The 13188-nt window shown below is 56.7% G+C and carries 14 protein-coding genes; 1 reads left to right on the forward strand and 13 read right to left on the reverse strand.

Going from position 1 to position 13188, the window contains the following annotated elements; genetic code table 11:
- Positions 1-2 precede the first annotated feature (2 nt).
- The 3 genes from secF to yajC all read right to left on the reverse strand — a co-directional run bounded on the left by secF (position 3) and on the right by yajC (position 2988).
- On the reverse strand, positions 3-953 hold the full coding sequence (gene secF / locus FMN63_RS29945; RefSeq protein WP_148586962.1) for a protein translocase subunit SecF: 951 nt from the start codon (positions 951-953) through the stop codon (positions 3-5).
- Between the two features lie 16 nt (positions 954-969).
- Entirely contained in the window at positions 970-2580 is a 1611-nt protein-coding gene (gene secD / locus FMN63_RS29950; RefSeq protein ID WP_148586963.1) for a protein translocase subunit SecD, read from the reverse strand.
- Positions 2581-2652: 72 nt separating this feature from the next.
- On the reverse strand, positions 2653-2988 hold the full coding sequence (gene yajC, locus FMN63_RS25945) for a preprotein translocase subunit YajC (RefSeq protein WP_148586964.1): 336 nt from the start codon (positions 2986-2988) through the stop codon (positions 2653-2655).
- Positions 2989-3231: 243 nt separating this feature from the next.
- Here yajC and FMN63_RS25950 point away from each other — a divergent pair, with 243 nt between their 5' ends.
- Complete coding sequence (locus FMN63_RS25950) at positions 3232-4104, forward strand: ATP-binding protein (protein ID WP_148586965.1); 873 nt, start codon at positions 3232-3234, stop codon at positions 4102-4104.
- 120 nt (positions 4105-4224) lie between these two features.
- Here FMN63_RS25950 and FMN63_RS25955 read toward each other — a convergent pair whose 3' ends face one another.
- The 10 genes from FMN63_RS25955 to FMN63_RS26000 all read right to left on the reverse strand — a co-directional run bounded on the left by FMN63_RS25955 (position 4225) and on the right by FMN63_RS26000 (position 13187).
- Positions 4225-5640, reverse strand: a complete 1416-nt coding sequence (locus tag FMN63_RS25955) for a peptidoglycan DD-metalloendopeptidase family protein (protein WP_209001318.1) — start codon at positions 5638-5640, stop codon at positions 4225-4227.
- Between the two features lie 239 nt (positions 5641-5879).
- Positions 5880-6572 (reverse strand): protein-L-isoaspartate(D-aspartate) O-methyltransferase, encoded by a 693-nt coding sequence (locus tag FMN63_RS25960; RefSeq protein ID WP_148586966.1) that lies wholly within the window; start codon positions 6570-6572, stop codon positions 5880-5882.
- Positions 6573-6590: 18 nt separating this feature from the next.
- Complete coding sequence (surE, locus tag FMN63_RS25965; RefSeq protein ID WP_148586967.1) at positions 6591-7349, reverse strand: 5'/3'-nucleotidase SurE; 759 nt, start codon at positions 7347-7349, stop codon at positions 6591-6593.
- 192 nt (positions 7350-7541) lie between these two features.
- Positions 7542-8822 carry a serine--tRNA ligase gene (serS, locus tag FMN63_RS25970; RefSeq protein WP_148586968.1) on the reverse strand — a complete coding sequence of 427 codons (1281 nt, stop codon included), beginning with the start codon at positions 8820-8822 and terminating at the stop codon, positions 7542-7544.
- Between the two features lie 71 nt (positions 8823-8893).
- On the reverse strand, positions 8894-9694 hold the full coding sequence (gene tatC, locus FMN63_RS25975; protein ID WP_148586969.1) for a twin-arginine translocase subunit TatC: 801 nt from the start codon (positions 9692-9694) through the stop codon (positions 8894-8896).
- Positions 9691-10119: a Sec-independent protein translocase protein TatB gene (tatB, locus tag FMN63_RS25980; protein ID WP_148586970.1), complete on the reverse strand. Its 429-nt coding sequence runs from the start codon at positions 10117-10119 to the stop codon at positions 9691-9693. The genes tatC and tatB overlap by 4 nt, the downstream gene beginning before the upstream one ends.
- Positions 10120-10160: 41 nt before the next feature.
- Entirely contained in the window at positions 10161-10385 is a 225-nt protein-coding gene (locus FMN63_RS25985) for a twin-arginine translocase TatA/TatE family subunit (protein ID WP_148586971.1), read from the reverse strand.
- A 126-nt stretch (positions 10386-10511) separates the two neighbouring features.
- Positions 10512-11651 carry an ABC transporter ATP-binding protein gene (locus FMN63_RS25990; RefSeq protein ID WP_148586972.1) on the reverse strand — a complete coding sequence of 380 codons (1140 nt, stop codon included), beginning with the start codon at positions 11649-11651 and terminating at the stop codon, positions 10512-10514.
- The gene (gene scpB, locus FMN63_RS25995) at positions 11651-12358 is read right to left on the reverse strand and encodes an SMC-Scp complex subunit ScpB (RefSeq protein WP_148586973.1); all 708 of its coding nucleotides are present in this window, start codon (positions 12356-12358) and stop codon (positions 11651-11653) included. The genes FMN63_RS25990 and scpB overlap by 1 nt, the downstream gene beginning before the upstream one ends.
- Entirely contained in the window at positions 12348-13187 is an 840-nt protein-coding gene (locus tag FMN63_RS26000) for a segregation and condensation protein A (protein WP_148586974.1), read from the reverse strand. The genes scpB and FMN63_RS26000 overlap by 11 nt, the downstream gene beginning before the upstream one ends.
- Position 13188 lies beyond the last annotated feature (1 nt).

A 13188-nucleotide genomic window follows, 5' to 3' on the forward strand; every position in this document is an offset into this window, starting at 1 on the left:
CCTTAAACCGACGCTTTGGTTTTTGGATCCTTTTCACCATCGTCGTCGTTCGGCGACATGGCCTCCGCACGGAGATTGAACAGGATCAGAAACGGAGCAGCCAGGAAGATCGACGAATAGGTGCCGATGACGATACCGAAGATCATCGCCAGCGTGAACGACTGGATGACTTCACCACCGAAGATGTAGAGCGCGAAAAGCGCCAGCAACGTCGTGAGGGAGGTCATGGTCGTACGAGACAGGGTCTCGTTGATCGACATGTCGAGCACTTCCGTCAGCGGCCGTTTCTTGTATTTGCGAAGGTTTTCGCGAATCCGGTCATAGACGACCACGGTATCGTTGAGGGAATAACCGATGATGGTCAGCACGGCAGCGATACTGGACAACGAGAAATCGAGCTGCAGCAGCACGAACAAACCAATTGTAATGACGACGTCGTTTGCTGTCGTCAGGATAGCCCCAACCGCAAATTGCCACTCGAACCGGAACCAGATGTAAAACAGGATCGCGAGCAAAGAGGCCGCAACCGCGATTGCACCTGCCTGCGCAAGCTCGCCAGAGACACGCGGGCCGACAACCTCGACCCGGCGGAAGTCCACTTTCTGGCCTTCGAAGATGGTCCGCACCTTGCCGACGACGGCCTGCTGCGCAAGCTCCCCACCGGGCTGCTCTTCAATGCGGATCAGGATATCGTCCGACCCGCCAAATTCCTGCACCTGAACATCACCCAGATTCAGAGACGACAGATCTGAACGGATCGAGGCGATATCGGCTGGACCATCGGTCTTGATCTCGATGATTGTACCGCCCTTGAAGTCGATGCCGTAGTTCAGCCCTACTGTGAAGAACGCCGCAAACGAGGCAATCACCAGGATGATGGACAGCGGAAAGCTGACTTTCCGCAGCCACATGAATTTGATTTTCGTGTTGTCCGGAACAATTCTCAGCAACATTTGTCAGTCTCCCGGATCAAATCGGCAATTTCGACGGACGGCGGCGGCGGAGCCAAATGGCAACCAGCAACCGGCTGAACGTGAAAGCAGAAAACACTGTGGTGAAGATACCGATGGCCAGTGTCACGGCGAAGCCCTTGACCGGGCCCGAGCCGAGCTGAAACAGGATCACGGCTGCGATCAACGTCGTGATGTTGGCATCCAGGATGGTGCCGAGGGCGCGGCTGAAACCGGCATCCACGGCTGATATGACAGACCTCCCTGCCCTTGCTTCTTCGCGGATGCGCTCAAAGATCAGCACGTTCGCGTCCACCGCCATACCGATCGTCAGAACGATACCGGCGATTCCGGGCAAGGTCAGTGTTGCCTGCAGCAGCGTCAATGCCCCGAAGATCAGGAAGACGTTCACTAACAGGGCGAGGTCAGCGATGATACCGAAGCGGCCGTAGGCCAGGATCATGAAGATGATGACCAGACCACCACCGATAATCGACGCCAGCTTGCCCGCCTCAATGGAGTCCGCACCAAGGCCAGGACCGATGGAACGTTCCTCAATGACGGTCAGCTTAGCCGGCAACGCGCCTGCGCGCAGCAGCACGGCAAGGTCGTTGGCACCGTCAACCGTGAAGTTACCGGAAATCTGACCGGACCCACCGGTGATGGGTTCGCGAATGACCGGCGCGGAAATCACCTCATCGTCGAGAACGATCGCGAACGGACGGTTGACGTTCTGCTGCGTAATCTGGGCGAACTTGCGTGCACCGGACTGATTGAAGCGGAAGTTCACCACCGGTTCGTTGTTTCGGGAATCGAAGCTGACCTGCGCATCGACAAGATCCTCCCCAGACAAAAGCGGAGCTTCCTCAAGAAGATATGGAATGGGGGGATCGTCCACCGACATCATGACAACCGTACCTGCAGGCGGACGGCTCTGAAGTGCCTGTTCGCCGGACATGGATGTGTCGACCATGTGGAACGTGAGCTGTGCGGTTTGACCAACGAGAGCCTTCAGGCGTTCCGGATCGTCTTCACCCGGTGCCTCAACAAGGATCCGATCGGTTCCCTGCCGCTGAATGCTGGGCTCGGTGGTGCCGATTTCATCAACACGTCGCCGGATAACCTCGATCGACTGCTGAACGATGTTCGTCATGCGATCTTCGAGGCCCTGCTCGGAATAGGAAAAACGGATCAGTCCGTCTTCCGAGGCGGTCATGTCGAATTCATTGACCGCCTGCCCGCCAAAGACGCTGGACACCAGCGGGTTGACGAGAGGCTGCAAACGCTCCTGCGCATCCGCCAGCCGGGTCAAATCGCGAATGCGGACCTGAGCCGTGTCTCCCTGAACTCCAAGCCCTGTATACCCGATGCGCGGATCTTCGCGCAGGGTCGACCGGATGTCACCGACAAGCGCTTTCATGCGCTTCTGGATGTAGTCCTGCTTGTCGATTTCATAGAGCAGATAAGCACCGCCCTGAAGGTCGAGCCCCAGAACCATCTGGTTCTTCGGCAGGAAGTCCGGCCAGCTTTCAAGTTGTTTTTGGGAGAAGAAATTCGGCAGCGTGGTCAGGATGCCAGCGGCAACCACAAGCACGATAAGCGCGATTTTCCAGCGTGCGAAATAGAGCATGGTCAAGCCTTAAATGCAGCCAGGCCGATCTGAAACCGGCCCGGCGATATCATCGAAGCAGCGGGGATCGCGTTACGCGTTGTCCTTGGCCGGTTCGGTTTTGGAACGCACTTCCTGCACCATGGAGCGGACCAGGCGAACCTTGACGCCCTCTGACAGTTCCACCTGCACTTCACCGTCGTCTACGACTTTGGAAACCTTACCGATCAGGCCACCGGTGGTCACGACGGTGTCGCCACGACGAAGGTTGGCAACCATTTCCTGATGCTTCTTCATGCGCTGGCGCTGCGGGCGGATGATCAGGAAGTACATGATTGCAAAGATCGCCACGAAAGGCAGAATCTGGATCAAGAATCCGGAAGCGCCTGCCGCACCGGCTCCCTGCGCATAGGCTGGGGTTATAAACATTCACTTCTCCTAAGTGGCGTTTTTGATGACCAACGCCCCTACTGGCGGGACATCGGCAAAAACGCTCTCATTCTGGTGGCGCGGACTATAACTGTGGCGCGCCTCATTTCAAGCTTTGCAAGCAGTTTCCAGCGTACCGGTATGGGAATAACTGACGTTTTCGCGTTTCCCGCACCGTGTTAATCCTGCCACCACTTAATTCAGGGCCTCACATGGGCCTTTTTGACAGGGCTTGCAAGAAGAATGAACGATGAAAACGACCTCACGGCATTAAATGCCAAACTCGATTCCCTGATCGACCTGATTGCTCGTGCGGTGCCGGCCCTTCCTGGCAAACCTGATTTTTCAGCTGCTGATGCTTTCATCTGGTCGCCGGATCCGGGAGAACTGGTTCCGGTTAAAAAGGTCAACCGCGTCGACATCACACTTCTATGTGCGGTTTCTCATGTCCGCGACCTTCTGCTCGACAATACCCGCCGTTTTGCGAAAGGCCTTCCTGCCAACAACGCTTTGCTTTGGGGTGCCAGAGGCATGGGCAAGTCCTCGCTCGTCAAGGCAGCCCATGCGGCAATCGCCAGGGAGAAGGCATCCGATGGCCTGAAACTTATCGAAATTCATCGCGAAGACATTGAATCCCTGCCCAAACTCATGAACCTCATCAGGGATACCTCCTGCCGGTTCATCATCTTTTGCGACGATCTGAGTTTCGACAATGACGATACTTCCTACAAATCACTCAAAGCGGTGCTTGAGGGAGGAATCGAGGGTCGGCCCGACAACGTCATCTTCTATGCCACCTCGAACCGGCGTCATCTCCTGCCCAGGGACATGATCGAGAACGAACGCTCAACAGCAATCAACCCTGCCGAAGCCGTTGAAGAAAAGGTCTCTCTGTCAGACCGGTTTGGCCTCTGGCTGGGCTTCCACAAGTGCAGCCAGGACGATTACCTGGATATGGTGCGTGGCTATGCCGCACACTTTGACCTGGAAATCGAAGCTGAAGAGCTGCGGGCAAAGGCTCTTGAATGGGCAACGACGCGTGGAAGCAGGTCCGGTCGTGTCGCCTTCCAGTTCATCCAGGATATTGCAGGGCGTCTTGGCAAGACGATTTCCTGAAACAGCAAAGCCCGGCACAAAGGCCGGGCTTATTGAAAGACACTCAGGTCTCTTATGTCGCTGAACTTGTGTCTCACCCGGCGGGAACGATGGTCCGGCCGGATGTGACTTTGGCAAGCGTCAGCGTCGCGGCAGGTATTTCAGCGGATCGACCGGCTTGTTGCCCTGACGCAGTTCGAAATGGAGCTGCGGCTGGTTGACCGATCCACTCGCACCGGCGAGCGCAACCACGTCGCCACGGCGGATGGTATCGCCCCGCTTGACCTTCAGCTCACTGTTATGCGCGTAGGCAGAGACCCATCCGTCATTGTGACGAACGAGGATCAGATTGCCGTACCCCTTCAATTCATTACCCGAATAGATCACGGATCCGTCGTCGGCAGCGTGCACAGGCGTTCCTTCCGGAACAGCAAGGTTTACGCCTTCGTTCTTGCCGCCACCCGGCTTGGCGCCGAAGTCGGAGATGATGCGGCCGCGAACTGGCCAACGGAACTTGGCATCGACACCATCATCGTCCTGAACCTTGGCAACGACAGTTGGTGTCTTGATCGGTTTGGTCGGCTTGGCTTCCTGGGTAAGGGCCGGCTGCGGCAGTTTGGTTTTCTCAACCGTTCCGGAAGGGGCAGCAGCAACGGCCTTTGCACCGGAGGAATGTGTAGCCGGTTGACGGCGCGGTGTCGGAACGCCGGAAGATGCGCCGGAGGAAATGGAAGCGGTGGTCAGAGATTGATCGGAGCCGCCCGGCTTGCGTTTCGGCAAGGCGCTCACGTGAACAATGTCGACGTTGCCTTGACGTATGTCGGCAAAGGTCGGCTGCTGACCGTTTTTCCCACTGGGCCGCTGAATGTTTCCGACTGACGTCGGCACCGTCCCCGTAACAACGTTATCGTTACGCCCAACCTTGGGCAGCTTCACCTTGCGGTTTTCGCCATCGGTCGTGCTCGTTGAGCCGTTGCGTTCGGCATATACGTAAGTCGGGATGATAACGCTCTGACCCGGCTGTACCTGTGCCGGATCTTTAATGCCATTGACCGCGACGATAGCCTGGATCGGAACACCATACCGTCGTGCCATGGAATTTAGGGAGTCGCCCTGGCGCATTTGAACACTTGTTCCACCAGCAGACGTCCACCCCTTCCAGCTTTTTGCGCCGCTTGAAGCGGTCACAATTTCTGGAGTTGCCAGCGTCTCCACAGGAGCGGTCCGGGCAGGTGCGGCGCGCTGCGCTGTCGTCACGGGCGACGGCAACGGCGCGGACTGAACCTGCGACGCTCTACTTGGAATGGACCCGGTCGTCACTGGCTGGGACGTCCCCTGCGGAAGCCCCGCAGAGGTCCCACCCGGGCCATTCACGATGTCCTGATAGGACGGCTGCTTCTGGCCGCCGTTGAGAATATCCCGCTGATTCTGGGTGTTGCCCGTATAATAGGGTGGTTCACCAAATCGCTCGACCGCGCCGGAACATCCTGCGAGAGCAACTGCAACCAGCGACACTGTCGCCACCTTGCCCATCAGATCCCTGCGGAGGGTACGCATCCGCTTCATCATCGCCTTAACTCTAACCGCTAACTATGGCTGTTATGGTTAAGAGTAGACGCCAGTAAGGTTTATAAAGGCTAAAGACCGCTTCGACTTATGGTGAAAAACCGAGATTTCTCAGTATTAAAGCAAGCCAGAAAGCCAGCAATCACGCCACTTATAGTAAATTTAATCAGGAAAATGGACGAGCAGGCGCTCTGCATGAAAATCGCTAAGAATCGGTCAGAAACCTCGATTTACAGCTTCTTGGCGATTCCCGGCTGCAACATGACCGTCCGCACCATCATCAGCGTTTCCGCTGTCACGACACTCTCGGTCTTCTGGAATTTAATGAGTGCCTGCGGCTGCTTGGCTTTGCCAACCGGAGCCACCAGAATGCCTCCCGGATTCAACTGCTGCAGCCAGGCATCCGGAACTTCTTCCACCGCTGCATTGACGACAATCCTGTCGTAAGGTGCCTTCTGACGAAATTCGCTCAAACCGTCCGCCTGACGAGCCTTCACGTTTGTCAGTTTCAAGGCTTCGAACCTGCGGGTCGCCAAGTCGGTCAAGGTCGCGAATCTGTCCAGCGTTTCGACATGGGCAGCGAGATGGGAAAGAACGGCGGCCTGATAACCGGAGCCCGTCCCGATTTCCAGAATGGCCTGACTGTTCGTGATGGCGAGTGCTTGCACCGTGTAGGCAACAACGGAAGGGGCTGAAACAATCTGCCCGCATTCTATTGGCAGCATCGCGTCTTCATAAGCAAGGCTGTGATGGCGAGCCGACAGAAAAAGCCGCCGGGGCACGCGTTCTATGGCCGCCAGGACGTCCCTTGCCCCGACACCGCGTTGTCGCAAGGCCAGAACCAACGATGCGCGGGCTTCCGCCTCATCCGGCAATGCGGACGCTGTCGCCCTTTTGTCCTTGCCGGACAAATGACCGGCCATAAACCGTTCCCCCAGGGTTTAACCCAACGCCTCCGCCAGGTGAGTCACCAGATCGTGGGCTGTTAGATCTATGCGTAGCGGCGAAACGGAAACATATCCATCCGCAATCGCATGCAAATCGGAATTATCAAGCACGGATTTGCCGCGATCCTGAAAACGCAGCCAGTAATAAGGATAGCCGCGCCCATCCTGTCGCTCGTCGATGGACAAACCACTTTGTTCATGATGGCCCTGGACGGTCACTTTCACGCCCTTCACATTCTCTGCAGCGCAGGCCGGGAAGTTGACGTTTAGAAGCGTGTATTGCGGAAGCTTGAAATCGATCAATTTTCGGAAGAGATCCGGAGCCAGCGTTTCGGCGGTGGAATAGTCCGGCTCTGCACGCACATCCCAATTGTAGGCCTGGGAAACGGCAATGGATCTGATGCCGAGAATGGCAGCTTCCATGGCACCTGCCACGGTTCCCGAATATGTCACATCCTCTGCGAGGTTCTGGCCGCGGTTGATGCCGGACAGCACGAGGTCCGGTAGAGCTGGCAGCACCTTGCGCACTCCCATGATCACACAGTCAGTCGGCGTTCCTTTAAGGGCAAAGTGCCGATCATCTATCTTGCGAAGACGTAAGGGGTCGCTGAGCGTCAAGGAATGGGCGACACCGCTCTGGTCAGTCTCGGGAGCGATGACCCAGACGTCGTCAGACAGTGTCCTGGCAATGTTTTCCAGAACGGTCAATCCCGCTGACTGAATGCCGTCGTCATTGGTGATGAGGATACGCATCTAGATACTGCTCCGTTTTCCCACGAGGCCTCCCGTCACAAGAACGGAAGAGCCGCCCGAAATGAAGATGGACGGCAATCTTGCTCGGTTGCCGTCCATACCTATTAAATCGATCGGCGAAATGTCGTATCCAAACGCCGATGCTGATGGGTCGGGGGACTTCCAATTGGAGCCCCTTCCCGCCTTTTTAAGTCAGCCGATTTTTTCCAACCCGCCCATGTAAGGCCGCAGAACATCGGGAACGGTGATCGACCCATCGCCATTCTGATAATTTTCCAGAACGGCAATCAGAGCCCGACCGACCGCAATGCCGGATCCGTTGAGCGTGTGCACATAGAGCGGCTGCTTGGAATCTGCCGGGCGGAACCTGGCGTTCATGCGACGCGCCTGAAAATCTCCACAAACGGAACAGGACGAAATTTCACGATAGGTATCCTGCCCCGGTAGCCAGACCTCGATGTCGTAGGTCTTTCGCGCACCAAAGCCCATATCGCCGGTGGACAGCGTCATCACACGGTAGTGCAGGCCGAGTTTCTGCAGAACTTTCTCAGCGCACCCCAGCATACGTTCCAGTTCGTTGAGCGACTCTTCCGGTTTGGTCACGGAAACGAGTTCGCACTTCTGGAACTGGTGCTGGCGCAGCATCCCGCGCGTGTCACGCCCTGCCGAACCGGCCTCAGAGCGGAAACAATAGGTCAACGCGGTTACGCGCAGCGGCAATTGATCTTCTGGCAGGATCTCGCCGGCAACGAGATTGGTCAGAGGAATTTCCGCGGTCGGGATCAGGTAGTGATCCGTTGTGGTCTTGAAGAGGTCTTCCTCGAATTTCGGCAACTGCCCGGTGCCATAGAGCGGTTCGCTATGAACCAGAAGCGGCGGCGAAACCTCGGTGTAGCCGTTTTCCTGGGTGTGCAGGTCAATCATGAACTGGCCAAGCGCACGTTCCAGCCGGGCGATCTGACCCTTGAGGACCACGAAACGCGATCCGGACAGCTTCGCTGCCGCGGCAAAGTCCATACCGCCCAGGTCTTCGCCCAGTTCGTAATGTTCTTTTGGCGCTTCATTGAAGGTGAGCACCGGCTTTTCACCATGGGTCTTCAACAGCACGTTGTCGGCTTCATCCGCACCCACCGGCACATCATCATGCGGCAGATTGGGAATGACAGCCATGGCTGCTTCCAGATCGGCGATGAGCTTGCGCTCTTCTTCCTCACCCGACTGAATGAAAGCTTTGATCTGCGCGACCTCGTCAATCAGCTCCTGAGCGCGGGCATCATCGCCCGAGCCCTTGGCCTTGCCGATTTCCTTGGAGGCGGCGTTGCGCCGTTCCTGGGCTTCCTGAAGCTTGGTGATATGGGAACGTCGGGAATCGTCCAGCGCGATCAGTTTGGCCGCGGAGGCCTCGTAACCCCGTTTCGCCAAGGCCTGGTCAAAGGCGGCTGCGTTTTCCCGTATCCATCTAATATCAAACATCTTCACTTCCCGAACGACGGTCGTTTCAATTCATTCCGTCGGTCAATCCAGGAAGCAAAGCGACCAGGGCGTCAGGCAGCCGCATCCTCGGCTTCGCGTTGAGCCTCCCTTTCGGCACGCTGGCGTTCCACCAGTTTGACGGACAGAATGGAGACTTCGTAGAGAAGCAGCGTTGGCAGCGCAAGACCGATCTGCGAGATCGGGTCGGGTGGTGTCAAAATTGCAGCAGCGGCAAATGCACCGACGATAGCGTATTTGCGTTTATGGCGAAGCGTTTCGGAGCTGACCAGACCGGCCCTGCCAAGCAAGGTCAGTACCACCGGAAGCTGGAAAACCAGTCCGAAGGCGAAAATCAGGATCATGATCAGGCCGAGGTATTCGCTCACCTTGGCCAGGTGCTGAATGGCAACCTTGCCTGCGCCGGCAGCCTGTTCCTGTGACAGGAAGAAGCCCATGGCCATTGGCATGACAAGAAAATAGACGAGGCAGGCACCGATCAGGAACAATACCGGTGTTGCGATCAGAAACGGAATGAAAGCTCCGCGCTCATGTTTGTAGAGCCCGGGCGCCACGAACATGTAGATCTGGCTGGCCACCACGGGAAACGCCAGGAAAAGCGCGCCGAACAGGGCCAGCTTCAACTGGGTGAAGAACCATTCCTGCGGCGCGGTGAAAATCATTTCCACCGGATGTCCATCACCCGCGGCCTGCAGGTAGGGCACTGTCAGGATGTTGTAGATATCCGTGGCGAAGTAGAAGCAGATAGCGAACATCACGAGAATCGCGCCGATCGACCACATCAGCCGTTGGCGTAATTCGATCAGGTGTTCGATCAGTGGCGCCTTCGAGGCGTCAATATCGTCTTGGCTCATGCCTTTACATCTTCCGTCACCGGCGCGGCTTTCGGCGTGGCCTCGGCTTCAGCCTTGGCTGAGTCGGTCGAGGATGCCTTGTTCGCATTTGCGTTATCTGCCGGCGGCGACGCCGGTTCGCTGGCAGCCTCTTTGGGCTTGTCGGCTTTTCTGGTCGCGTCTTCTTCGATGGATTTCTTCAAATCACCCAGCGGATTGAAGTTGGCCGCCGATTCGACCTGTTTCTTCATGTCCGCAATATCGGCCTGCTGTTCGGCCTCGCGAAGCGCGTCATTGAAGGTCGACTGGAACTCACGCGAAAGCTTTCGCATTTTACCAACCGTCTGGCCAAGCATCCGCAGCATGCGCGGCAAGTCTTTTGGCCCCACGACGATGATCGCCACACAGGCGATCACCAAAAGTTCGGTCCACCCGATATCGAACATGAGATGTATCGTCCCTTAAGGAGACGCGATGCAGATTAAGATCAGCTCGCTTTGGTCTGATCTTCAGCGTTTACGGACGAAGCCGTTTCGCTGTTCTTATGGTCGATGGTCTTCGGAGCGTCGGCAGTGTCGTCTTCGGCCATGCCTTTTTTGAAGCTTTTGATTCCCTTCGCGACATCACCCATGAGATCGGAAATCTTGCCACGTCCGAACAGCAGAATAACGACCACTGCAATGATCAAGATCTGCCAAATACTAATGCCCATACGCCAAACTCCTGATAAGCGGCTTTAAAAGCCATAAGGCCCTTCTTACAAAAACGGCCCACTCCCTGCAACAAGTCAGTCTATCTGTTTTCAATCATCCAGACAGAAGAATAAGTTGCCCTTCCCCTAGACTTGGGACTGTACACGCGGAAAAACAAGCACGTCTTTCGGATCAGTCGTGACGGCGACGTCCATTCCACGCTCCCATGGGCTTCCCGCACGAACCCGTGCCTGAAGCGGATGATTGAGCCCGTCTATGACAATAGACAACAAATCGACCTCGCCGACGAATCGTTTCGAACGAATTCTGCCCGGAACGCCGCATAAACCGGCATTATTCAGCAAAACACCTTGCGGGCGGACGCAAACGTCTACCTTTTGCCCGGCGGGCAGACCATCCGAGGCCAACACACCGACCGGAGTTTCGACCCCGGCTGACGTCACAATGCCCTCAAGCTGGTTCAATTCGGAAAAGAACCTGGCTGCAAAAAGATCTACAGGCGCTTTGTAAAGATCCGCTGCCGTTCCGTGTTGCACCAAACGTCCCTGTCGCATCAAGGCAATTCTGTCGCCCATGCGCATGGCTTCTTCCGGATCGTGGGTCACGATAATACACGTGGCACGCGTTTCGCGAATAACCGCAAGTGTTTCATCGCGCACATTGTCCCGCAGCCGTTTGTCGAGGCCCGAGAACGGTTCATCCATCAAGAGGATGCCAGGCCGGGGAACAAGTGCACGAGCAAGTGCAACACGCTGCTGCTCACCGCCGGAAAGCGCATGAGGATAGTCGGCTGCATAATCTGCCAGGCCAACGCGGCCGAGCGCACTCAGGGCCGCTGCCTGGGCTTCGCGCTTGGGCATGTTTGTCAGACCGAACATGACATTTGCCAGAATGCTCATGTGCGGAAAGAGCGCGTAGTCCTGGAACATCAGACCAACGCCACGTTTTTCAGGCGGCAGAAACTGCGCGTCGCCGGCGATTTCCCGACCGTTGATCAGTACCCTGCCCTTGCTCTGGCGCTCAACGCCTGCGGCAATACGCATCAACGTGGTCTTGCCGCAGCCGGAATGTCCGAGCAGACACAAGATCTCGCCAGGCGCTATGGACAGGCTGAGATCCTGAACCGAAGTGACGCCATCATAGTCGTGGGACACGTTCTCAAAGACGAGGCCGGCGGCAATGGTGGCACCGGCTGTTCCAGGCGCACCCCAGCTCAGCGGATGGCCGCTGCCATTGGTTGAAGTCGGCTTCTTGCGATCTTGCATCAGGATCCGGCGGTCTCGTCCGCTTCATCGTCATCAAACAGAGACCCGTCTTCTAGAGGATCTTCGTCTTCCGTCAATGCGTTATCGTCATTCGGCGTCGGCACCAGGAAAGAGGCCGGTACGGCGCTGTCCAACAGCCCTGCCCCCTTCAGCTCTTCCATGCCCGGCAGATCCCTGACGCTCTCGAGGCCAAAATGTATCAGAAAGTGGTCCGTGGTCCCGTAAGTGACGGGACGGCCCGGAGTTCTGCGGCGTCCGCGCATTCGGATCCAGGTTGTTTCAAGCAACACGTCCAGCGTTCCCTTCGACGTGGAAACGCCTCGGATCTCTTCAATCTCGGCGCGCGTGACCGGCTGGTGATAGGCAATGATAGCAAGCGTTTCGAGAGCCGCGCGCGACAATTTGCGCTGCTCCTCAACGTTCCGGTGCATCAGATAAGCGAGATCCTCAGCTGTCCGAAAACACCATTTTCCAGCCACCTTCACCAGATTGACGCCTCTTGGCGCATAGGTGATCTGCAAGTGTTCCAGAAGGGACAGCACATCTGTGCCTTCCGGCAGACGCAAAGTCAGTTCTTCAAGTGAAAGCGGTTCGGACGAGGCAAACAGCAACGCTTCGACCATCCGAAGGCCTGACGGATCCAGCGGCTTAGGGCGGTCAGCAGGCTCTTCGCTTTCCTTCTGCAAGAGATCGAATTCAGGCGCCATGTTCCGGCTCCTTTTTGACAGCGCGGATATAGACCGGCGAGAAAGGCTCGCCCTGACGGATTTCGACCTGGCCTTCCCGCACCATTTCCAGGCTTGCGCTGAATGTGCTTGCGACAATCGTCGCCCAATCCTTGTTATCGTAAAGATAGTCACGCAAATAGGCATTCATTGGCGCCCATTCACCGATCCTGCCAACGAGCTTGGTGAGCAATTCACGCGCTTCCTGCAACGACCAGACAGTCCTGCGCAAGACGCGGACGGAGGTCACGGATTGACGTTGGCGCTGCATGGCATATGCGGACAGAAGATCGTAGATGGAAGCGTCCCAGATGCTTTTGTGCTGCACCGACACGGTCTCAGGCTCACCGCGATGGAACACATCCCTGCCCTGCCGGTTTCGCGTCAACAGCTTCTCGGATATCTCACGCATCGCTTCCAGACGTCTGAGGCGGAAAGCAAGGGCAGCGGCAAGTTCCTCACCGGTCGGTTCATCTTCGTTCTTCTGCTCCGGCAACAGCAGTTTGGATTTCAGAAAGGCAAGCCAGGCGGCCATCACCAGATAGTCCGCGGCAAGCTCAAGTCTCATCCTGCGGGCTTCGGCCACGAATTCCAGATATTGTTCAACGAGTTCGAGAATGGAAATACGCGCCAGGTCAACCTTTTGCGTTCGCGCCAGACCCAAAAGAAGGTCGAGCGGTCCTTCGAAACCCTCAACATCGACAACAAGCTGCGGATCGGACGTGGCCCGCTCTTCCGGAGCACTGACAGAACTGAGGAGGTCATAGGAGCCATCCTCCTGTCGCGTCGTGCTGTTTTCCATGTCCGCCATT

The sequence above is a fragment of the Stappia sp. BW2 genome (genome assembly GCF_008107695.1).
Taxonomy (GTDB): Bacteria; Pseudomonadota; Alphaproteobacteria; order Rhizobiales; family Stappiaceae; genus Roseibium.